Source organism: Actinosynnema sp. NPDC020468 (assembly GCF_040642015.1).
In the GTDB taxonomy this organism is placed as follows: Bacteria; Actinomycetota; Actinomycetes; order Mycobacteriales; family Pseudonocardiaceae; genus Actinosynnema.
Genome location: NZ_JBFAEO010000030.1, coordinates 21,035 through 42,202, shown reverse-complemented (window position 1 = coordinate 42,202; position 21,168 = coordinate 21,035). Strand labels below are relative to the sequence as shown.

At 72.6% G+C, this 21,168-nt stretch carries 19 protein-coding genes; 11 read left to right on the top strand and 8 right to left on the bottom strand.

The features are described 5' to 3' along the window. Window positions 1–124 precede the first annotated feature (124 nt). On the top strand, window positions 125–598 hold the full coding sequence (locus AB0G50_RS21815; protein ID WP_360111517.1) for an SRPBCC family protein: 474 nt from the start codon (window positions 125–127) through the stop codon (window positions 596–598). Window positions 599–725: 127 nt separating this feature from the next. Continuing rightward, window positions 726–1,604, top strand: coding sequence for a hypothetical protein (locus tag AB0G50_RS21810; RefSeq protein WP_360111514.1), 879 nt, complete (start codon window positions 726–728; stop codon window positions 1,602–1,604). Window positions 1,605–1,668: 64 nt separating this feature from the next. Here AB0G50_RS21810 and AB0G50_RS21805 read toward each other — a convergent pair whose 3' ends face one another. The 4 genes from AB0G50_RS21805 to AB0G50_RS21790 form a co-directional block, all read right to left on the bottom strand. After that, the gene (locus tag AB0G50_RS21805) at window positions 1,669–2,280 is read right to left on the bottom strand and encodes a hypothetical protein (protein ID WP_360111511.1); all 612 of its coding nucleotides are present in this window, start codon (window positions 2,278–2,280) and stop codon (window positions 1,669–1,671) included. 99 nt (window positions 2,281–2,379) lie between these two features. Continuing rightward, window positions 2,380–3,774, bottom strand: a complete 1,395-nt coding sequence (locus AB0G50_RS21800) for a gluconate:H+ symporter (protein WP_360111508.1) — start codon at window positions 3,772–3,774, stop codon at window positions 2,380–2,382. Beyond that, on the bottom strand, window positions 3,771–5,360 hold the full coding sequence (locus AB0G50_RS21795) for a D-aminoacylase (protein ID WP_360111505.1): 1,590 nt from the start codon (window positions 5,358–5,360) through the stop codon (window positions 3,771–3,773). Before AB0G50_RS21795 ends, AB0G50_RS21800 begins: the two co-directional genes overlap by 4 nt. A 13-nt stretch (window positions 5,361–5,373) precedes the next feature. Then, window positions 5,374–6,621: an amino acid deaminase gene (locus AB0G50_RS21790; RefSeq protein ID WP_360111502.1), complete on the bottom strand. Its 1,248-nt coding sequence runs from the start codon at window positions 6,619–6,621 to the stop codon at window positions 5,374–5,376. Window positions 6,622–6,733: 112 nt separating this feature from the next. On the opposite strand from AB0G50_RS21790, the gene AB0G50_RS21785 reads away from it, so the two are divergent. The 3 genes from AB0G50_RS21785 (at window position 6,734) to AB0G50_RS21775 (ending at window position 8,951) form a co-directional block, all read left to right on the top strand. Continuing rightward, window positions 6,734–7,696 (top strand): sugar kinase, encoded by a 963-nt coding sequence (locus tag AB0G50_RS21785; protein ID WP_360111499.1) that lies wholly within the window; start codon window positions 6,734–6,736, stop codon window positions 7,694–7,696. A 112-nt stretch (window positions 7,697–7,808) separates the two neighbouring features. After that, window positions 7,809–8,558, top strand: a complete 750-nt coding sequence (locus AB0G50_RS21780; RefSeq protein WP_360111496.1) for an IclR family transcriptional regulator — start codon at window positions 7,809–7,811, stop codon at window positions 8,556–8,558. Window positions 8,559–8,567: 9 nt separating this feature from the next. Further along, complete coding sequence (locus AB0G50_RS21775) at window positions 8,568–8,951, top strand: RidA family protein (protein WP_360111493.1); 384 nt, start codon at window positions 8,568–8,570, stop codon at window positions 8,949–8,951. A 138-nt stretch (window positions 8,952–9,089) separates the two neighbouring features. Here the strand turns inward: AB0G50_RS21775 and AB0G50_RS21770 are convergent, their stop codons facing one another. Further along, window positions 9,090–11,354 (bottom strand): helix-turn-helix domain-containing protein, encoded by a 2,265-nt coding sequence (locus tag AB0G50_RS21770; RefSeq protein ID WP_360111490.1) that lies wholly within the window; start codon window positions 11,352–11,354, stop codon window positions 9,090–9,092. 110 nt (window positions 11,355–11,464) lie between these two features. On the opposite strand from AB0G50_RS21770, the gene AB0G50_RS21765 reads away from it, so the two are divergent. After that, the gene (locus tag AB0G50_RS21765; protein WP_360111487.1) at window positions 11,465–12,061 is read left to right on the top strand and encodes a hypothetical protein; all 597 of its coding nucleotides are present in this window, start codon (window positions 11,465–11,467) and stop codon (window positions 12,059–12,061) included. A gap of 304 nt (window positions 12,062–12,365) precedes the next feature. On the opposite strand, the gene AB0G50_RS21760 is transcribed toward AB0G50_RS21765, so the two are convergent. After that, the gene (locus AB0G50_RS21760) at window positions 12,366–12,713 is read right to left on the bottom strand and encodes a DUF1844 domain-containing protein (RefSeq protein ID WP_360111484.1); all 348 of its coding nucleotides are present in this window, start codon (window positions 12,711–12,713) and stop codon (window positions 12,366–12,368) included. A gap of 266 nt (window positions 12,714–12,979) precedes the next feature. Between AB0G50_RS21760 and infC the strand changes: the two genes are divergently transcribed. The 4 genes from infC (at window position 12,980) to AB0G50_RS21740 (ending at window position 15,152) form a co-directional block, all read left to right on the top strand. After that, complete coding sequence (gene infC / locus AB0G50_RS21755; protein WP_360111481.1) at window positions 12,980–13,585, top strand: translation initiation factor IF-3; 606 nt, start codon at window positions 12,980–12,982, stop codon at window positions 13,583–13,585. A gap of 74 nt (window positions 13,586–13,659) precedes the next feature. After that, window positions 13,660–13,854 (top strand): 50S ribosomal protein L35, encoded by a 195-nt coding sequence (gene rpmI / locus AB0G50_RS21750; RefSeq protein WP_053722438.1) that lies wholly within the window; start codon window positions 13,660–13,662, stop codon window positions 13,852–13,854. 60 nt (window positions 13,855–13,914) lie between these two features. Next, entirely contained in the window at window positions 13,915–14,304 is a 390-nt protein-coding gene (rplT, locus tag AB0G50_RS21745) for a 50S ribosomal protein L20 (protein WP_360111478.1), read from the top strand. An 83-nt stretch (window positions 14,305–14,387) separates the two neighbouring features. Next, window positions 14,388–15,152 carry an RNA methyltransferase gene (locus AB0G50_RS21740; RefSeq protein ID WP_360111475.1) on the top strand — a complete coding sequence of 255 codons (765 nt, stop codon included), beginning with the start codon at window positions 14,388–14,390 and terminating at the stop codon, window positions 15,150–15,152. Window positions 15,153–15,185: 33 nt separating this feature from the next. On the opposite strand, the gene AB0G50_RS21735 is transcribed toward AB0G50_RS21740, so the two are convergent. Next, window positions 15,186–17,972: a hypothetical protein gene (locus AB0G50_RS21735; protein ID WP_360111472.1), complete on the bottom strand. Its 2,787-nt coding sequence runs from the start codon at window positions 17,970–17,972 to the stop codon at window positions 15,186–15,188. Further along, window positions 17,969–19,726 carry an HSP90 family protein gene (locus tag AB0G50_RS21730; RefSeq protein WP_360111469.1) on the bottom strand — a complete coding sequence of 586 codons (1,758 nt, stop codon included), beginning with the start codon at window positions 19,724–19,726 and terminating at the stop codon, window positions 17,969–17,971. The genes AB0G50_RS21735 and AB0G50_RS21730 overlap by 4 nt, the downstream gene beginning before the upstream one ends. Window positions 19,727–20,098: 372 nt before the next feature. Here AB0G50_RS21730 and pheS point away from each other — a divergent pair, with 372 nt between their 5' ends. Further along, on the top strand, window positions 20,099–21,166 hold the full coding sequence (pheS, locus tag AB0G50_RS21725; protein WP_360111466.1) for a phenylalanine--tRNA ligase subunit alpha: 1,068 nt from the start codon (window positions 20,099–20,101) through the stop codon (window positions 21,164–21,166). The last annotated feature ends 2 nt before the right edge of the window (window positions 21,167–21,168 follow it).

Genomic DNA, 21,168 nt, shown 5'->3' with positions numbered 1-21,168 from the left:
GGGCTGTGCTGAACCCGGCCGCAGAGGGCGTGCGATGGCGGCGGGGTGTGTCGGTCGACGGCTTGGCGTGGCCCGGTACCGAAACGCGTGCCGGGCGGGGCCTTGGCGTGGGTGCGTGGTGTGGGTGAGCATCGGTGGTATGCCGCTGAACTCCTACCGCTTCCGCAGTGTGTGGCCCGTCGAGAGTCCGCCCGGCGACGTGTTCGACGTGCTGGCCGACCTCGGCGGCTACCCGCACTGGTGGCCCGAGGTCCGCAGCGCCCGGCAGGTCGGCGAGCACGCGGCCGAGTTGTGCTGTCGGTCCGTGCTGCCCTACGACCTGGTTTTCGAGGCGCGGCACCACACCCGCGAACCCCGCTTCCTCAAGGCCGAGTTGGCGGGTGACCTCTTCGGCACGGCGAGTTGGCGCATCGAGCCCGCGGGCGAGGGCACCAGGCTCGTCTACGAGCAGGAGGTCACCGTCGGCAAACCGCTGCTGCGCCGGCTCGCCCTCGTCGGCCGCCCGCTGCTGAAGGCCAACCACGAGTTGATGATGCGCAGCGGGCACCGCGGGTTGCGCACCTACCTCGCGGGGTTCCGGGCCGCCCGGCGCGGCTGACGGACCGGTCGGGGCCCGGGAACCCCTACATCGCGCCGCGGGTCGAACCGGATCGCGACGCCGTCCGTGTTGGTGGCACTCGGTTGCCGCACCGGATGCGCGCGATCACCCCCAGGGAGGTTCACCCATGGCCCGCTCACGCGCGGTTCTGCTCGGTGCCGCGGCCCTCGTCGGCGTCGCCCTGCTCGGTGCCTGCGGTCAGGCTCGGCCCGCTGTCCAGCCCGCCGCCGCGCAGTCGGCGGAACCCCTTGTCGCGCAACCGGAACAGGCCGCGCCGGAGGAAAAGCCCGCGCTCGTCGCGCAGTCCGTCGGCGACCTCGGCACGGTGCTGACCGACGCGCGGGGCCTCACGCTCTACCGGTTCGACAAGGACACCTCCAAGCCGTCGACGTCCACTTGCGACGGTGACTGCGCCGCGAAGTGGCCGCCCGCCCTCGCCGAGTCCGCGGACGTCGTCGTGACCGGGGTGGACAAGGCGCTCGTGGGCACCGTCGACCGCAAGGACGGCACGAAGCAGCTGACCGTGTCCGGCTGGCCGCTCTACCGGTTCGCGCAGGACCAGACCGCCGGTGAGGCCAAGGGTCAGGGCGTCGGCGGCACGTGGTTCGCGGCCGCGCCGGACGGCAAGAAGGCCGGCGTGAGCGCGGGCCTGGTGCTCACCACGTCGGCGGTCGGCACGCTCGGGACCGTGCTGACCGACAAGGACGGCATGACGCTGTACCGGTTCGACAAGGACTCCACGAACCCCTCGGTGTCGAACTGCGTCGGCGAGTGCGCGGTGAAGTGGCCGCCGCTGCTGGTCGACTCGGAGAAGTTCGAGGCGCAGGGCGTGGACAAGGCGATCGTCGGCACCGTCGTGCGACCGGACGGCAAGCGCCAGGTGACGGCGGCCGGGTGGCCGCTCTACACCTTCGCCGACGACAAGGTCTGCGGTGACGCGAAGGGCCAGGGCGTCGGCGGCACCTGGTTCGTCGCGGACCCGCAGGGGAAGAAGGCCGGGGTCTGAACCCGGCCTCCCCGACCGTCGTCGCCCGCCGGTCCCCCTTCCGGCGGGCGGCGACGTGTCGGCGTCAGTTGGAGCACTCGCTGACCTTCTCCACGCCGATGCCGCTGGCCCGGTTGCCGTCCGCACCCTCGAACCACAGGGCCAGCCCGTGCGCGGTGTACCCGCCGCGGAACTCCTGCGCGTCGGCGTAGGTCGAGGTCACCTCGGCCCTGGTCGACCCCTCGCCGATGCCCTCGGCGGTGCGCACCGCGGAGGGCGCGATGATCCGCCACGCGCCCTCGCCGGGGTACCCGAACACGACCCGCCCGCCGTCGGTGAGCTGGTAGGCCGCGCACTGCCCGATCTCGTCGACCTTCGCGCCGAGCACGCCCGCCGGCACCTGGTCGACGGTCATGCCGAGCCTGATCGCGCCGTACCCGGTGGGCTCCAGCACCACGGCCGACTTCGGTTTCGCGGCGACGGTGGTGGTGGTCGTGACCGCGGCCTTGTCGGTCGCCGGCGCGGCGGAGACCGGGGTGGCGGTGGCGGCCGTGGTGGTCTTCGGCGGCTGTTCGACGCCGAGCGACACCGTGGTCGGTGACGCGGTCGTGGTGGGAGCCGCCTGGTCCTGGGCGGTGCAGGCGACGAGAGCGAGCGCGCCGAACGCGAGCAGGGCGGCCAGATTGCGAGTGCGCATGGAAAAAGTTCCCCCGTGGTCCCGTGCTCCCCCCTGGAGCACAACCACCAAGACGCCGACGCCCCGGAGCGGTTGCCCCGGGGCGCCATCACGGTTTCGTCACACGAAGACGCTCAGCAGCGCGGCCATCCCGAAGCCGACCACCGACAGGATCGTCTCCAGCACGGTCCACGTCTGGAGCGTCTCCTTGACCGACAGCCCGAAGTACCGCGACACGATCCAGAACCCGCCGTCGTTGACGTGCGAGGCGATGATCGAGCCGGACGCGATCGCCATGACCACCAGCGCCAGCTGCGGCTGCGAGTAGCCGAGGTCGGCGACCACCGGCGCGACGATGCCGGTCGTCGTCACGATGGCCACCGTCGCCGAACCCTGCGCGATCCGCAGGCCGCAGCTGATCACGTAGGACAGCGCGACGACCGGGAGTCCCAGGTCCGCCAACGAGGTCGCGAGCACCTTGCCGACACCGGTCGCGGCGAGCACCGCGCCGAAGAACCCGCCCGCGCCGACCACCAGCAGGATCATCGCGACCGGGCGCAGCGACGCGGCGGACAGCTCGCCCACCTGGTCCCGGGTCATCCCGCGGCGGAACCCGAGCAGCCAGAACGCCAGCAGCACCGCGATCGTCAGCGCCACGGCGGGCGTGCCGAAGAACGTGAACACGCCGAGCACCGCCGAACCCCTGGGCAGCAGGATCGACCCGAACGTGCCGGCCAGGATCAGCACCAGCGGCACCGCGATGATGCCCAGCACCAACGACAGCGGCGGCTCGCCGCGCGACTCGTCGCCCCGGGCCTTCTCGGCCGCCGCCAGCATCTCCTCGGGCACCGGCACGGTGATCCGCTTGCCGATCCACGACGAGTACAGCACGCCGCCGATGAACCACGCGGGCACCGCGCACGCCAACCCCATGATGATGATCCACCCCAGGCTCACGTGCAGCAGCCCGGCCGCCGCGACCGGCCCGGGGTGCGGCGGCATGAACGCGTGCATGACGGAGAGCCCGGCCAGCAACGGCATCGCGTACAGGACGATCGACCGCCCGCCGCGCTTGGCCGCCACGTACACCAGCGGCGCCAGCACGAAGATGCCGATGTCGAAGAACACCGGCACGCCGAAGATCAACCCCGCCAGGCCCATCGCGAGCGGCGCGCGCTTCTCGCCGAACGCCCGCAGCAGCGTCCGGGTCAGCACCTCCGCGCCGCCGGAGGCCTCCAGGATCGAGCCGAGCAGCGTGCCCAGCCCGATGATCGCCGCGACGTGCCCGAGGATGCCGCCGAAACCCTTCTCCACCAAGGATTCCGAGGCTTTCTGCGCCGAGCCCACCAGCGTCTCGACGGGCAGGCCGGCGGCCAGTGCCACCAGCAGTCCGACGATCAGCAGGGCGATGAAGGGCTCGACCCGCACCCTGATGATGAGCACGAGCAGCAGGGCGATGCTCAGTGCGGACAACGTCAGCAGTCCGCCGGTCGAGTGCTGCAACCAGTCGATCACGCGTGGCTCCCGGTGTTGCGCAGGGAACGGCCGGGAAGCGCGTCGGTGCGCGTCCCGCCGTCGATCACAGGAACGCCGTTGACCACCACGTACGGGATGCCGGCGGCGGCCTGGCGCGGTTCGTCGAACGTCGCGGTGTCGGCGACGGTCTCCGGGTCGAACAGCACGAGGTCCGCCGCGTACCCCTCGCGGACCAGACCCCGGTCGGTGAGCCGCAACCGGCGCGCGGCGCGCCCGGTCAGGTGCGCGACGCACTCCTCGAGGCTCAGCACGCCGAGTTCGCGCACGTAGCGGGCCAGGTAGCGGGGGAACGTGCCCCACGCGCGCGGGTGCGGCCGGTCGCCGACCAGCAGCCCGTCGCTGCCGCCGGTGTGCGCCGGGTGGCGCATGATCGCCCGGACGTTGTCCTCGTGGCCCACGTGCATGAGGCACGACGTACCCAGTCGTTCCGCGGTCAACACGTCGAAGAACAGCTCGGCGGGCGCGACACCGGCCCGGCGCGCGGACTCGGCGACGCTGAGCCCGACCAGGTGCGCGTGCTCGGACCGGCGCACCCCGTTGATCTCGATCGCCGCCCAGTCCACCGGCACGCCGTGGCACCCGTCGGACCCGGTGTCCTCGACCTCGCGCCGGATCCGCTCCCGGGTGTCCACATCGGACAGTCGGCGCAGGGTCGCGTCCGCACCGCCCTCCGAGGACCAGCTGGGCAGCAGCGCGGACAGGTAGGTCGCGCCCGGCAGGTACGGGTAGGTGTCCAGGGTGATGTCGGCGCCGGCCGCGATCGCGTCGTCCAGCAGGGTCAGCAGCTCGCCCGCGCGGCCGCGGTTGACCTCGAAGTTCATCGTGGCGTGCGCGAGGTGCAGCGGGCAGTCCGCCTCCCGGGTCACCGCCACCATCTCGGCGTACGCCTCCAGCGCGCCCGCGCCGTAGCTGCGGTGGTGCGGGCTGTAGTAGCCGCCCCACTCGCCGGTGACCCGGCACAGCTCGACCAGTTCGCGCTCGGACGCGTACATGCCGGGCGTGTAGGTGAGCCCCGAGGACAGGCCCATCGCGCCCTGCCGCAACGACTCCGCCAGCACGGTCTTCATCGCGGCCAGCTCGGCGTCGGTGGCCGGCCGGTCGTCCCAGCCCACGCACAGCATCCGCAACGTGCCCTGCGGCACCAGGTACGCCGCGTTCACCGCGACGCCCCGGTCCAGCCGGTCCAGGTACTCGCCGACCGAGCGCCAGTCCCAGTCGAAGCCCTCCGGGTCGTCGTTCCATCCGGCGAGCTGCCCGCGCAACGCGGCCAGCACGGCGTCGTCCACCGGCGCGTAGGACAACCCGTCCTGGCCCAGCACCTCGGTCGTGACGCCCTGCGAGACCTTGGCCAGGTGCTCGGGGTTCGCGAGCACCTGGAGGTCCGAGTGCGAGTGCATGTCCACGAACCCGGGCGCGAGGACCAGTCCGCCGGCGTCGACCTCTCGCCGCCCGGACAGCCGCGCGTCGATCGCCGCTATCCGGCCGGCGCGCACGCCGACGTCCGCGCGGTAGCCGGGCGCGCCCGTGCCGTCCACCACGAGCGCGCCCCTGAAGACGATGTCCACGCCGGTCCCCCCTCTAGAAGTACGTGCGCACCAGGTCCACCACGGTCGTGCCGCGGACCACCGGGATCAGCGGCCACTTGTCGAACACCGTGCAGGGGTGGGACAGGCCGAGGCCCACCCAGTCGCCGACCTCGACCGGCTCGTCGGGTCGCAGGAACGCGTGCTGGTCGTTGAGCGCGGTGACGGCGCCCGTGAACGGCCGTTCGACGCCGTCGTGCCGGAGCACCTGCGGCTCGGGCAGGCCCTCGTCGAACGACGCGTCGCGTTTGCCCAGCGTGAGCAGCGCCAGGTCCGGCTGCGGGTGCGAGGTGACCTGGGCCCACGCCCGCAGCGCGGAGCGGAACGGCCGTTCGCCCGGCGTGCGGCCCAACGGCGAGATGCCGCGGTAGAAGCCGTCGTCGTGGGTGATGTAGGCGCCGCTGCGCAGCACCGGGAACACCGGGAACGGCCACGGCGCGGTCAGCGCGGCGGCCACCTGGTCGAAGTACGCGCTGCCGCCCGCGGTGACCACCGGCGTGGGCACCTCGAAGTCCAGTCGTGCCACCAGGTTCCGCAGGTCGGCGAGGTAGGAGTCCACCGCCGACCGCGCGGCGGCCGACGCGTCGTGCGCCAGTGCGCCCTCGTACCCGGCGACGCCCGCCAGCCGCAGCGCCGGACTGCGCCGCGCCGCCTCGGCCACCGCCAGCGCGGTGTCGAGGTCCCGCGCGCCGGTCCGACCGCCGGGCGCGCCCAGCTCCACCAGCACCTCGACCGGGCGCACGACCTCGCCCAGCGCCTCGGTCATCCGCTCGACGGAGGCGACCGAGTCGACCCAGCAGCTGAACTCGAACTCCGGGTGCGCGGCCAGCTCCGCGCGCAGCCAGCGCAGCCCGGCCGGGTCGACCAGCTGGTTGGCGAACAGCACCCGGCGCACGCCGAAGGCCCGGTAGACCCGCAGCTGGCTCACGTTGGCCGCGGTGATGCCCCACGCGCCGTGGTCCAATTGGCGGGCGAACAGCTGCGGGGCCATGGTGGTCTTGCCGTGCGGCGCGAGCAGCACGCCGTGTTCGGCGCACCACCGCGACATGGTGGTCAGGTTGTGCGCCAGGGCCTCGTCGTCCAGCACCACCAGCGGTCCGACGAAACCGTGCGCGAACAGGTCGAGCCCGCGGCCCGCCACGTCGCCGACGGTCGCGCCGAACGTGTCGGCGGGCAGGCCCTTGAAGCGCCAGTCGATCCGCTCCTCGCGGATGGCGGCCACGGCGGCGCGGTCGATTCCCACGTGTCTCGCTCCTCACGTTGCATATTTCGCAACGACTATTGCGCGATGTGATGCCCCCGTGTGTAACATTCGGCCGGCCGCCCGTCAACGCAGCGAATCCGGAGGACGTCGGATGCGGTTCAGCCTCACGGGCGGCGTGGTGTGCCTGGGCGAGACGATGGCGGTGCTGGTGCCCGCCGAGCCCGGGCCCGTGCGCGCGGCGACCACGTGGACCAGGGCCGTCGGCGGCGCCGAGTCCAACGTGGCGATGTACCTGGCGCGCCTGGGGGTGCGCAGCCGGTGGGTGTCCGCGGTGGGCGACGACGCGTTCGGCGGCGCGGTCCTCGACTTCGTGGCCGGCGCCGGGGTGGACGTGTCGGACGTGCGGGTCGACCCCGACCGGCCCACCGGGTTGTACGTCAAGGAGGCCGACGCCTCGGGCAGCGCGGTCCGCTACTACCGGCGCGGTTCCGCGGCCTCCGCCCTGGGGCCGGGCGACTGGGAGCGGGTCCGGCTCGACGACGTGGCGCTGGTGCACGTCTCCGGCATCACCGCCGCGCTCTCCGACTCCTGCCTGGAACTGCTCGACGCCGTGCTGGCCTCGCCCGTGCCGGTGTCGTTCGACCTCAACTGGCGGCCCGCGCTGTGGCGCGACCGCGACCCGTCCGTGCTGCTCAAGCTCGCGGCGCGGGCGGACGTGGTGCTCGCCGGGTCCGACGAGGCCACCGCCGTGTGGGGCACCGGTGACCCGCTGGAACTGCGCCGGCTGCTGCCCGACCCGACGACGCTCGTGGTCAAGCACGGCGCGAGCGGCGCGTCCGTGGTGGAGGACGGCGTCGTCACCCACCAGCCGGGGCTGCGGGTCGACGTGGTGGAGCCGGTCGGGGCGGGCGACGCGTTCGCCGCCGGGTACCTCGCCGCGCACCTCGCGGGCGAGCCCGCGCGCCGCCGGCTGCGCGCCGGGCACCTCCAGGCCGCCGCCGCGCTGCTCACCAGGGAGGATGTCGGCGAACCACTGCCCGCGGAGGTGACGGCGCCGTTGCTCGACGCCGACGACGCGCGGTGGGCCGGCGCGCACCTGAGGAGACACCCATGAGCCACAGTCGCGATCGAGTGCCGAGGCAGGTGGGTGGGGTGCGCCCCGGTAGGTCCGACGAGCCCCGACCCGGTGCCGGTCCGGTCGGCGGGGGTCGCGGGAGGGGACGGCGATGAGCCAGAGCCTCGACCGGGCGTTGACCCTGGTCGGCGAACTCGCCGGTGGGCCCAGGACGTTGGACGAGCTGTCCGGCGTGATCGGGGTGCACAAGTCGACCACGATGCGACTGCTGCGGACGCTCGAGTCGCACCGGTTCGTGCAGCGCGACGGTGTGCACCACTACCGGCTCGGCACCCGGCTGTTCGACCTCGCGCACCTCGCGCTGGAGGAGCGCGACGTGCGGCGGTCCGCCGAGCCCGCGCTGCGCGAGCTGAACGCGAAGTTCGGCTACACCGTCCACCTGGCGTCCTACGAGGACGGCGAGGTGATCTACATCGACAAGTACGACAGCACGCACCCGATGCGGATGTACTCCCGGATCGGCAGGCGCGCGCCGCTGCACTGCACGGCCGTCGCCAAGGTGCTGCTGGCGGACCTGCCGCCGGCCCGGCTCGCGGACGTGGTGGGCGCCATCGAGTTCACCCCGCTGACCGCGAACACGATCACCACCCCGGCCGGCTACCTGGCCGAGCTGGAACGGGTGCGCGCGGCCGGGTACGCGGTGGACAACGCCGAGCACGAGGACTTCATCCACTGCGTCGCCGCGCCGATCCGGGGCGCCCGCGGCGAGGTGATCGCCGCCGTGTCCATGTCGGTGCCCAAGGTGCTGCTGGACTTCGAGGGACTCCTGTCCCGCCTGCCCGACCTGCTCGCGACCGCGCGGGCGGCATCCGTCGAGTGCGGCTGGACGCCGCGCGACTGAGAGGAAACCATGGCCAAGACCGAGATCCGCACCCCCGACGCACCGCCGCCCCCGGCCGCGTTCTCCCAGGGCGTGCGGAAGGGCAACATCCTCCAGGTGGCGGGCCAGGTCGCGTTCGACGCGGCCACCGGCGCCGTCGTCGGCACGACCGTGGCCGAGCAGACCCGGCAGGCGTTCAAGAACGTCATCGCCGTGCTGGAGGCGGGCGGCGCGTCGCTGGAGGACGTCGTGATGCTGCGCGTCTACCTGACCGACACGGCGCACTTCGCCGAGATGAACGAGGCCTACGGCGAGTTCCTGACCGTGCCGCCGCTGTCCGCGCGCACGACCGTCTACGTGGGGCTGCCCGAGGGTCTCCTGGTCGAGATCGACGCCCTCGCGGTGCTGGACTGACGCGTCCGGTCCTCTCGTTCGAGTGACCCGGCGTACTTCTGCCGGTCGTTCTGCGTGGTGTCGGAGGGTGTCGGGCTGTTGACTGGAAGCACCCCCCACACAGACCGGAAGGACCGAGCGGCGATGGGCCGGAACGCGTCACCGATCGGATGATCGCGCCTCGGTGACCCGGCGGCGGAACCGACCACCCGCCTCCGGGTCGCCCAGTTCGTCCGACACCTGGGCCAGCGCGTCCAGGACGTCGACCAGCCGGTGGTGGTCGGTTTCCTCGGCCACCGACAACGCCCGCTCGAGTTCGGTCCTGGCGGCACCGGGGTCGCCCAGGCGGTGCAGCGCGACGCCCTTGAGGTAGTGCGCGGCGCACCGACTGCTCGGGGCGTTGGCCGAATCCGCCGCGGTCAACGCCCCGCCCGCCTTCTCCAGCACGTCCGGCCAGCGGCCGAGCTCCGACAGGCTGTCCGCGGTGCGGATCAGGAGACTCGCGACCATGTCCTGGCGCATCACGGGGGCGAGGTCGAGCTCGCCGGACTCGACGATCGCCAACAGCCGGCCGTTCGCCGCCACGGACTCCTCGTAGCGGCGCAGTTCGTGCAGCACCAGGGCCAGGCAGGACAGCGCGATCTGCTCGCCCAGCACGTAGCCCGCCGCGCGGAACAGCTCCTGGGCGCGCTCGGAGTGGACCCGGGACTCCTCCAGCCGGCCCGAGCGCAGTTCGGCGGCGGACCGGTAGTGGGTGGCCCAGGCCTGTTCCCTCAGGTCGCCCGCCGCGACGGCCGCGGCCATCGCCTCGTCGTGCAGGGCCAGCGCCTCGTCGTACCGGCGGAGCAGCACGCCGAGGGTCCAGGTCAGGAAGTTCAGCTGCACGGCCACGTCCCGGACGCTGCCCAGGGCGCGGGCGGCCGCCGCGCCGGCGGAGAACACCTCGGTCCACGTCTCGCCGCGGCCCCGTTGGTCGGAGTACCAGTGCATCGACGTGGCCAGCGCGAGGACCTCGTCGTGCAGGCCCGCCGTCGCCGCCCAGCGCAGCGCGCCCAGCCAGTTCGGGGTTTCCGCGGCCAGCCAGGCGTCGGCCTCCGCCCGGTCGCCGTCGCGGGCGTCCGGGCCGTAAAGACCTGCCGCCCGCGACGCGGTCGCCAGGAGCCACCGCGCCATGTGCCGGCGGACGTCCTCGGCGGCGGGCTCCTCGTCGGCCAGGCGTTCGCCCGCGAACACCCGGATCAGGTCGTGGAACACGTAGCGGCCCGGCACCTCGGCGGTGTCCAGGAGGCTCATGTCGACCAGTTCCTCCAGGGTGTCCTCGGCGGCGAAGCGGTCGACGTCGGCCAGCACGGCGGCGAGGTCCGGCGCGAAGTCGCGGCCCGGTACCAGGGAAAGCCTGCGGAACAGGACGGCCGCCTTGTCGCTGAGCTGGCGGTAGGACATCTCGAACGCGGTGCGGACCTGGAGGTCGCCCGAGGTCAGGGCGGACAGCCGACGGCGTTCGTCCACCAGGCGGTTGGCGAAGTGCTCCAGTGTCCATTTAGGACGGGAGGCGAGGCGGTTGCCCGCGATGCGCAGGGCCAGCGGCAGCCGGCCGCACAGGGTCGCCACGCGGGTCGCGGCGGCGGGTTCGGCGGCGATCCGGTGCCGGCCCGCGATGGTGCCCAGCAGTGCGACCGACTCGGTCGGGTCCAGCACGTCCAGGCCCAGCCTGGTGTTGGCCGCCAGACCGCCGAGCACCTGGCGGGACGTGACGATGACCAGGGAGCCCGCGCCGGTCGCGAGCAGCGGGCGGACCTGGGCCTCGTCGGAGGCGTTGTCCAGCAGGAGCAGGGTCGAGCGGGTGCGCAGCAGGTCGCGGTACAGGTCGGACCGCTCGGCCTCGCTGCCCGGCATCCGCTTGTCCTCCACGCCCAGCGCGGACAGCACCCGGTGGATCACCTCGGAGGGGTGCAGCGGGCGGGCGTCCATGCCCCGGAGGTTGAAGAAGAAGCAGCCGTCCGGGAAGCGGGGCGTCAGCACGTAACCCGCCCGCACGGCGAGGCTCGTCTTGCCCGCGCCCGGCGGGCCGTGCACCACGACGACCTCGGTCGCCCGGTCGTGGTCGGCGGCCGTGACCAGGGTGGCCAGTTCGTCCGCCCGCCCGGTCAGGTCCTCGACGTCGGGCGGGAGCGCGCACTGGGCCACGGCCGGTTGGCGGCGGGTCCGGCCCTGCTTGGCCGCGTCCAGGAGGGCGCGCAGTGCCTGGTCCTCCAGGGAGAGGACGCCGGCGAGGGCTTCCACGGTGCGTCGTTGCGGGCCTCGGGCTCGGCCCCGTTCCATGTCGCTGATGGCTCGTACGCTCACGCCCGAACCGTCGGCCAGGTCCTCCTGGGTGAGACCGGCGTGTAGTCGGAGTTCTCGGAGTAAGTCACCGAACGTCATCCCCACGTGGATGAGGTTAATCCGTGGCGGTGAATGGGTGGGTGCGCCACGGGGCGGCGTGTGGGTGGAGATGAGGGACTGGGGTCCCCCTTTGGTGTACCTCTTTGACCATGAAGTGGTACGCGGAGCGGCCTGGGCGGTTCGGGCGGCAGGTGGTGGCGGACCTGGTCGCGGTCGGGTGGACCTGGTTTTGGGTGTCGCTGGCGGTGGGGGTTCGCGACGCGGTGTTGACGTTGCGGGCGCCGGGCGACGGGTTGGTGTCCGCGGGGAACTCGTTGCGGGACACGTTCTCCGACGCGGCCGGGAAGGCGCGGGAACTGCCGCTGGTCGGGGGGAGTCTGGCCGACGCGCTGGGGCACGGGAGTGACGCCGGGGGGACGTTGGTGTCCGCCGGGGCGGCTCAGGTTTCGGCGGTGGAGACGACCGCGTTGTGGTTGATGGTGGCGTTCATCGCGGTGCCGGTGGCGTTTTTGCTGGTCACCTGGTTGCCGTTGCGGGTGCGGTATGCGCGGCGGGCCGGGGCGGCGGCCCGGTTGCGGGCGGCTGGGCGGTACGACCTGTTGGCGTTGTACGCGTTGAACAACCTGTCGTTGCGGGCCTTGGGCGGGTTTTCCGGGGATCCGGTGGTGGGGTGGCGGGAGGGGGATCCGGTGGTGGTCAAGGCGTTGGCCGGGCGGCAGTTGGCGGCTGTGGGGTTGCGTGGGTGAGGGGCTCGTGGGTGTTGCGTGCTCTCGTGAGTGGGTGCTGTTGAGGGATTGAGAGCGTCCTCGCCGGACGGGCAGCGCCTCCGGGGGTTAGGGCGTCGTGTTCTCCCCGTATGGCCTGCCGGAGGCAACCACATGCGTCAAGGGGGCCGTTGTCGAGTTTGGGCGGCGGTAGCGCTGAATGTGCCCCCTTGACACATGCGGTTGGGCTGCGCCCAGGCCATACGGGGAGAACACGAGGCCGCCGGCTTGGTCGGCGCGACCGTTGCGTGGGGGCGCGGACCGTTGTGCGTGGGGTGGGGAGCGGTCAGTAGACCGGGCCGGTGTACTTCTCGCCTGGGCCTTGGCCTGGCTCGTCCGGGAAGGCCGAGGCTTCTCGGAAGGCTCGTTGTACCGACTGGAGGCCCTCGCGTAGGGGGCCTGCGTGGGGGCCCAGGTATTCGGCGCTTGCGGTTACCAGGCCGGCCAGGGCGGTGATCAGGCGGCGGGCCTCGTCCAGGTCTCGGTGGGGGCTGGTGTCCGGGTCCGGGTCGGCCAGGCCCAGGCGTTCCGCCGAGGCGGACAGGAGCATGATCGCCGCCTTGCTGATCACTTCCACGCTGGGAACATCGGTCAGTTCGCGCACGTTGTCACTGGGGTCGGTCACGGGACCCATTCTCGCAAGCCCCGGCTCCGGGTCGCCGGTTCGGGGGTTGACAAGGCCGTCTGCTACTATTCTCCGCGCGACCAGTCCCCGCACCAGTGGGGACGGCAAGTGGAGCCCCGCTCCCACCCGCGTCCGCCGCTTCAGGTGGCCGGGTCCGGTCCCTCGTCGGGTGCACGTGCGCCCCTCGTTGTGCGATCGGTCGGAAGAGCGGGCCTCACACCAGGTAGGTGTGAGGCCTCTTGTCTTTGGCGCACAACGAGTCACAAAGGACGTGAATGACAAGTCCCTCGAACCGAGGTGCTCCCGCGAGCACCGAGCCGCGCATCAACGACCGCATCCGCGTGCCCGAGGTTCGACTGGTCGGGCCGAACGGCGAGCAGGTCGGGATCGTTCGCATCGAGGACGCGCTCCGACTCGCCCAGGAAGCGGATCTCGACCTCGTCGAGGTCGCCGCGCAGGCTCGGCCGCCGGTCTGCAAGCTCATGGACTACGGCAAGTTCAAGTACGAGAGCGCGCAGAAGGCCCGTGAGTCGCGCCGCAACCAGCAGCTGACGGTCATCAAGGAGCAGAAGCTCCGCCCGAAGATCGACCCGCACGACTACCAGACGAAGAAGGGCCACGTGGCCCGCTTCCTGTCGCACGGGAACAAGGTCAAGGTGACCATCATGTTCCGCGGTCGTGAGCAGTCACGACCCGAGCTGGGGTACCGGCTGCTCCAGAAGCTCGCCGAGGACGTCGCGGAGCTGGGGTTCGTCGAGTCAAACCCGAAGCAGGACGGCCGCAACATGATCATGGTGTTGGCGCCGCACAAGACCACGAAGACCCGACCGATCAAGCAGGAATCGGGCGAGGACGCCCCGGCGGAGTCTGTCGAGGAGTGACCTCCCGGTCCCCCTGGGGCCGGGAGCAGGCACGGCCGCCCCATCCGCGGTGGCTGCACGAGACGAGGACGGAAATGCCCAAGAACAAGAGCCACAGCGGGACCTCCAAGCGCGTCAAGGTCACCGGCAGCGGCAAGCTCGTCCGCGAGAAGGCCGGCAAGCGCCACCTGCTGGAGAAGAAGTCCAGCAAGCTGACCCGCCGCCTCTCGGGGACCACCGAGGTCGCCAAGAACGACGTGCCGCGGCTGAAGAAGCTGCTCGGCCTCTAAGACCCCACCCCCTTGAACACCCGGGGCCTCACCGCCCCATGAGATCGACAGGATGGACCCGTGGCACGCGTCAAAAGGGCTGTGAACGCCCAGAAGAAGCGCCGTACCACCCTTGAGCTGGCCAGCGGCTACCGCGGCCAGCGCTCGAGGCTGTACCGCAAGGCGAAGGAGCAGGTGCTCCACTCGCTGAACTACGCCTACCGGGACCGTCGTGCCCGCAAGGGTGACTTCCGGAAGCTGTGGATCCAGCGCATCAACGCGGGCGTCCGTGCCAACGGGATGACCTACAACCGCTTCATCCAGGGCCTCCGGCTCGCGGGTGTCGAGGTCGACCGCAAGATCCTCGCCGACCTGGCCGTGACGGACGCCGTGGCGTTCGCCGCCCTGGTCGAGGTGGCCCGTGGCGGTCTGCCGGCGGACGTGAACGCTCCCGCCGGGGACAAGGCCTGAGCACCGAGCAGCACAGCGCACCACGACGACCCGAGGACGTCCCGTTCACCGAACGGACTCCTCGGGTCGTTGCCGCTCGGCGGTTGACCAGGCGTGCCGGGCGGGACAAGGCCGGTCGGTTCCTGGCCGAGGGCGCGCAGGCCGTGCGTGAGGCGTTGGCCTGGGCGGGTGCGGGGCGTGGTCGGGTTCATGAGTTGTACGCGACGGCTGTTGCCGTGGACCGCAATCCCGAGCTGGTGCAGGCGGCGTCTGCCGCTGGGGTGCGGGTGAGTCCGGTGACCGACGCCGCTGCCGCCTCGTTGTCGGAGACCGTGACGCCGCAAGGGGTTGTCGCGGTGTGCGATCTCGTGGACGTGCCGTTGGAAGGTGTGCTGGAGCGGGCTCGGTTGGTCGCGGTGTTGTACGGGGTCGCGGATCCCGGCAACGCCGGGACGGTGGTGCGGGTGGCCGACGCGGCCGGTGCGGACGCCGTGGTGTTCGCCGGTGACGCCGTCGACCCGCACAACGGCAAGTGCGTGCGGGCGTCCACCGGGAGCGTGTTCCACCTGCCGCTGGTGCGGGAGCGGGACGCGGACGCGGTGTTCTCGGCGTGCCGGGAGGTCGGGTTGCGGTTGGTCGCGGCCGACGGGTACGCGACCGACGACCTGGTCGTGGCCGAGGGACGTGGTGAGTTGGACCGGCCCACGGCGTGGGTGTTCGGCAGCGAGGCGCACGGGTTGCCCGACGACGTCGTCGCCGGGTTGGACGCTGCGGTGAAGGTGCCGATCTACGGCGAGGCGGAGAGCTTGAACCTCGCCACCGCCGCCGCGGTGTGTCTCTACGCTTCCGCCCGGGCCCACCGGAGCTGATCCTCGCGGGGATCGGCTCCGGCGGGGACCGCGCTAGGACTCCAGGCGGGTGTTCAGCAGGCGCAGGAGCGGGTCGGTCGTCGGCTTGTTCTGCGCGCGCAGGGCTTCCTCCAGCACCGACGCCGTGTCGCCCAGGAGTTGCGGCGGGGTGTCGTCGGTGATCAGGGTGGCCGCCCGGCGGGCTTCGGACTCCGCGGCCGCGGCGTCGCCCGAGGTCAGCAGGAAGCGGGCACCCCTGGCCACCAGGAAGGTGCGCCAGTCGGTGTCGCCCAGGCGGGCGGTCAGCTCCTCGGCCAGGGCGTTCTGCTCCACGGCCGTCGCGTGGTCGCCGGCGTGCATCGCCACGAACGCGCGGATCGCCGCGATCCGGGCCGTCAGGTGGGTGCGGTGCTCGGTGTCCTCGACGCCCGGCAGCAGCTCCTCGGCCGCGACGAGCGCCTCCAGGGACGCCTCGCCCTCCTCCTCGGGCAGCGCGGACGCCGCCTCCACCCACGACCCGGCCGACTCCGCCGGGTCCGACACCTCGTGCCACGCCAGCGCCGCCTCGCGGTACGCGGCCGCCGCGGCCACCGGCTGGTCCAACCGCCGGCGCACGCCGCCCAGCACGTCGAGCACCATGGCCCGCCGCCACGGCTCGTCCGCCGTCACCAGGTCCAGCGCGATCTCCAGGTGCTTGTGCGCGTCGTCCAGCTCGCCCAGCCGCGCGCACACCTGACCCAGCCGGTACCGCACGGGCACCACCACGTCCGGGTCGACCTCGTCGGACTCGACCGCGCGGACCGCCTCCTCCAGCGCCTCCGCGGCCTCCACGTTGCGGCCCGACTTCAGGTAGCCGCCGGCCAGCGTGTAGCAGGCCTTGGCCACGTCGTCCGGCGTGCCCTGGTCGTGCGCCACGGCCACCGCGTCGCGCAGCTCCGGCAGGTGGTCCTGCTCGACGCCGAGCTGGCTGATCGTGCTCGCGCGCTGCCGGTGCGTCTCGGCGACCCACGGGCCGCGCGGCGTCGCGAACGACGACACGAACAGCGCCGCCGTGTCGACCGCGCCCTCCTCGCCGCGCACCGTCTCGATCTTGACCTTCAACCGCAGCGCGTCGAACCGCACGGCCGGGTTCGGCGACCCCGCCAGCACCTCCACCACCACCGAGTACGCCGCGTCCAGCTCGCCGGACGCGGCCAGGTGCTGGGCCGAGTCGCACCGGGTGCGAGACACCATGTCCGGCACCGAGGCCTCGGCCAGCGCCGCCGCCTCCGCGACCAGCGCGCCCTGCCCGTCGAGGTCGTTCGCCGCGCCCAGCACGTCCGCCAGCATCAACCGGGTGGACACCCGCGTCCGCGGCACGCAGAAGGCGTCCGCCTCCGCCACACACACCCGCATCTCGGCCACGCACGCGTCGTACCCGTGGAACTCCTCGCGCAGCTGCGCCGTCCGCGCCCGGAACCGCACCGCCTGGTCCGGCTCGCCCGCCGCGACCAGCCGCGCCACCGCCGCGTCCGCCTCGGCCAGCACCTCCTCGGTCACCGGCCGGTCGCCCAGCAGCACCCGCCGCGCGCCGACCAGCGCCGCCAAGCGCTCCGGCAGCAGGGCCTCCAGCTCGACCGGCAGCGACCGCAGCAGCCGCACGCCGGTGAAGTAGTCGCCGTCGTCGAACGACGCCACCAGCCGCTCGGCCAGCTCCACCGGGTCCGCCACCACCGGCTCGTCCTCGGCCGGCGCGACCAGCGACGGCGTCGGCACGGCCAGCGGCACCGGCTCGGTGTCCTCCGACGCGAGGGTGGCGCGGATCCGGTCGCCGACCGCGGTCGAGGAGTTGCGGTGGTCGAACCTGGCCGCGATCTCCAGCGCCTGCGCCTCCAGGAACGCCCGCAGCGCCGTCACCGACAGGGTCGTCGTCGTGCCGTCGCGCGGCACCGCGAACTCCACCGGGAAGTCGACCCGGCTCAGCAGCAGCGCCGCGCCTGCCGAGAAGTGCATGGCCTGCGCGGGGTTGGTCGAGTTGTGCACCCGGTGCAGGTGCCGCTGGAGCAGCTCGACGCCGCGCCGCACGTTGCCCGACGTCGCGCAGAACACCAAGTGGTCGTCCAGGTACCCGCTCACCAGGTCGTCGCGGACCAGCCGGTACGCCACCACGTGCGCGTCCCTGGCCCGCTCCGGCTCGCCCAGCACGACGAACGCCGGCGCGAGCGTCGTGAGGATGCCCTGCGGCTGGGTCGCGCAGCCGGTGTCCCGGTCCAGCTGGTGCTCCGCGTGCGCGACCGCCTCGGCGTGCCTGCCCTGCCGGATCAGGTGCCCGGCCTGCTCCTCGACCACGCACGCCTCGCAGTCGCTCATCGGGCCGCGGTCGGTCGCGAGGTAGCGGGCGAAGTGCTCGCGGTAGGAGCGCTCGTCGCCCACGTGGTAGGCGAGATCGGTGCGCGCGCCGTGCACCGGTTGCAGCGAGAAGCCGTGCGCCCGGTACCGCGCCTCCAGCGCGTCCACCACCGAGGCGACCTGCTCCAGGGTGAACCGCGGGTCGGCCATCAGGCCGTTCACGATCCACTTGTGCGCCCAGTCGAAGCTGTGCGTCTCCCACTCGTCGAACGCGGAGGCGTCCTTGCGCTCCGCCGCGCCCAACCAGGCGAACGGCGCCAGCATCAGGTCGTAGCGGGCCAGGTCGTAGGCCGACCGCAGCAGCGCGATCCGGCAGCTCACCGCCAGCGGCAGGTGGTCGCACGCGTCGGCCGCGCGGGCCGCCCGCTCCAGCGCCTCGTGCCTCGGCATGCCCTCCGGCAGGTGGTAGGCGTCCACGAACTGCTGTTCCGCCAACTGCTTCTGCTCGCTCATCGGCCACCCACCGCCCGGTCGAGCAATTCCATGAACGACGAGTTGAGCGCCGCCGTGTCCTTCGGTCTCATCGGTCGCCGCGACTGGAGCACCGCGTGCACGTACAGCGACTCGACGGTCAGCTCGACCAGCGCCGTGTCGGTGAGCGTGGCGAGCTTGCGCACCAACGGGTTGCGGCAGTTGAGCACCAGCCGCTGGGACGCCTCCGAGGAGGTGTCCACGAGGCTGCCCAGCAGCTCGGCCCACAGCGGGTCCGCGTGCTCGGAGGCCTGCTGCGCGTCCCGCTTGCGCTCGCCCTCGACGTTGGTCATCAGCAGCGCGGGCAGCGAACCGGGGTCGAAATCGCGCGGCACCGCCTCGCAGTCGTGCCGCTCCAGCACGTCCTTGGCCAGCGCCAGCCGGTCGCGCAGCGCGCGCTCCACGTCCGGCTCGGGGTCGCCGAGCGCGGCCAGCACCTCGGTCGGCGCGACCCGGCGCGCGGCGAACGGCCCGTCCAGCGCCACCAGCCGCTCCATGATCTCCAGGTCGTAGGCGTAACCCGCGTTGACCAGGCCGACGCCCTGGGCGTGCGCGACCGGCGCGAGCTGGCGGAACTCGTCCACGTCCGGCAGGAACAGCACGGTGCCGTGCTTGCGCTTGAACTGGCGCAGCGTCTGGCCGCCCTCGGTGGTCTCGTACGGCAGCCACCGCTCGACCAGCCGCAGCATCTCGTCGTCCACCCTGGCCAGCGACTTGATGCCGAGGTGGTGCGCGTCCAGCAGCGCGGCGGTGCGGCCCGGGTCGGTCGCGTCCAGCCGCACCAGCCAGTCCCGCACCTGGCGGCCGAGCTCCTCGCGCACCGCGAGCAGCGTCTCGTCCTGGTAGAGCGCCTCGCGGGACGCGGTGGGGCGCAGCGACGACGAGTCGACCACGCACCGCACGAAGTACGCCCACTCGGGCAGCAGGCCCTCGATGGCGTCGCCGACCAGCATCCGCTTGAGGTACACCCGGTGCGACTGGCGCGCGCCGGGGTGCACACCCGCCGGCAGCACGTACGCCACGCCGGTCAGCCCGACGGCGGGCACCTCGACGGGGATCGCGTCGAACGGCTCGACGCCCAGCACCCGCTCGCCGTACTCCAGCACGTCGCCGGCGGTCCACGGCAGTTCCTCCGCCGTCACCCGCTCGCCCGCGACCAGCACGGACACCGGCAGCAGCTCGCCGTACTCGACCACCAGCGCGCGCACCACGTCGGTCTCGAGCCAGTGCTCGGAGTCCCGGTGCGGCACCAGTTCGATCGTGGTGCCGACCTCGGCCCGCGCCGAGTCGTCGACCTCGACCTCGTAGTTGCCCGCCGCGTCCGCGGTCCAGCGCACCGCCGGACCGCCCTTCGCGCTGCGGCTGGTGAGCCTGATCTCCGAGGCGACCAGGAACGCGGACAGCAGGCCGACGCCGAACTGGCCGAGGAAGCCCTGCCTGGCGAAGCCGAGCTCGTCGCGCTTGGACGTGCGGCCGAGCGTGGACAGCAGGTCGTGCACCTCGCGCTCGGTGAGCCCGATCCCGGTGTCGGAGATGCGCAGGGCGCCGACCCCGCCGGACCCGACCGGCTCCACGACCACCTCGCCCGGCGCGTCCGGCTGGAGCGCGCGACGGGCGGTGATCGCGTCCACCGCGTTCTGCAACAGCTCCCGCACGTACACCCGCGGACTGCTGTAGAGGTGGTGGCTGAGCAGGTCGATGATCCCGCGCAGGTCGACACCGAAGGTGTGTGCCATGGGAGAGGAAGCCACCTCGGGGTCAGATCTGGAGGACGGTCGATTCTAGGGTCTTCGCGCCGGCGGCCGATCCGGTTTTGCGCGGAGTGGCCCGCCGGGTGTCGCACACCCGACACCACGATGCCACGGTCCACCGACAGTTCCGCGTGAACGGGCCGCCGACCGGGGTTTTCGCCGCCGCCCGACGACACCGGGGCACGAGGCGGGCACGCGGCGTGATCCACCGGCCGACGCCGAACCGCCGATCCTAGAGCGCGCCGGGCCGCCGGTGGGCAACGATTCGGGCGGATCACCTAGGATCGGTTCGCCGTCCCGCGTGCACACGGGGGCGGTATTCCACATCGTGTCCGCGACGGGAGCTGTCCACCAACCATGTCCGGAGCCAACGACCCGTACGACCCCAAGCAGGTCGCGGCGCTCTCCCCGGAGGCGCTGGAGGCGGCGGTGGAGCAGGCTCGGGAGGCGTTCGCGAAAGCGGTCGACCTCGACGAGCTGGCCGCCGTCAAGCCGAGCCACCTGGGCGACCGCGCGCCGGTGCCGCTGGCCCGCCGCGAGATCGGCGCGCTGCCGCCCGCCGCGAAGGCGGAGGCCGGCAAGCGGGTGAACGAGGCGCAGAACGCGGTCAAGTTCGCGTTCGAGGAGCGCCGCACCGAGCTCCAGGCCGAGCGCGACGAGCGGGTGCTGCGCGACGAGGCGGTCGACGTCACGCTGCCGTGGGACCGCGTGCCGCGCGGCGCGCGCCACCCCATCAGCACCCTCGCCGAGCGCATCGCCGACGTGTTCGTGGCCATGGGCTACGAGGTCGCCGAGGGCCCCGAGCTGGAGACGGAGTGGTTCAACTTCGACGCGCTGAACTTCGGCAAGGACCACCCGGCGCGCAGCATGCAGGACACGTTCTACGTGGCGCCCGCCGACTCGGGCCTGGTGCTGCGCACGCACACCAGCCCGGTGCAGGCGCGGACGCTGCTCGACCGCGAGCCGCCGGTCTACGTGGTGTGCCCCGGCCGGACGTTCCGCACCGACGAGCTGGACGCGACCCACACCCCGGTGTTCCACCAGGTCGAGGGGCTGGCCGTGGACAAGGGCCTGACGCTCGGGCACCTCAAGGGCACGCTCGACGCGTTCGCCCGCGCGATGTTCGGCGAGGACTCCACGACCCGGCTGCGGCCGAGCTTCTTCCCGTTCACCGAGCCGTCGGCCGAGGTGGACGTGTGGTTCCCGGAGCGCAAGGGCGGCGCGGGCTGGGTCGAGTGGGGCGGCTGCGGCATGGTCAACCCCAACGTGCTGCGCAACTGCGGTGTGGACCCCGAGGTCTACTCGGGCTTCGCGTTCGGCATGGGCCTGGAGCGCACGCTCCAGTTCCGCAACGGCCTTCCCGACATGCGCGACATGGTCGAGGGCGACGTCCGCTTCACCCTGCCCTTCGGAACGGAGGCCTGACC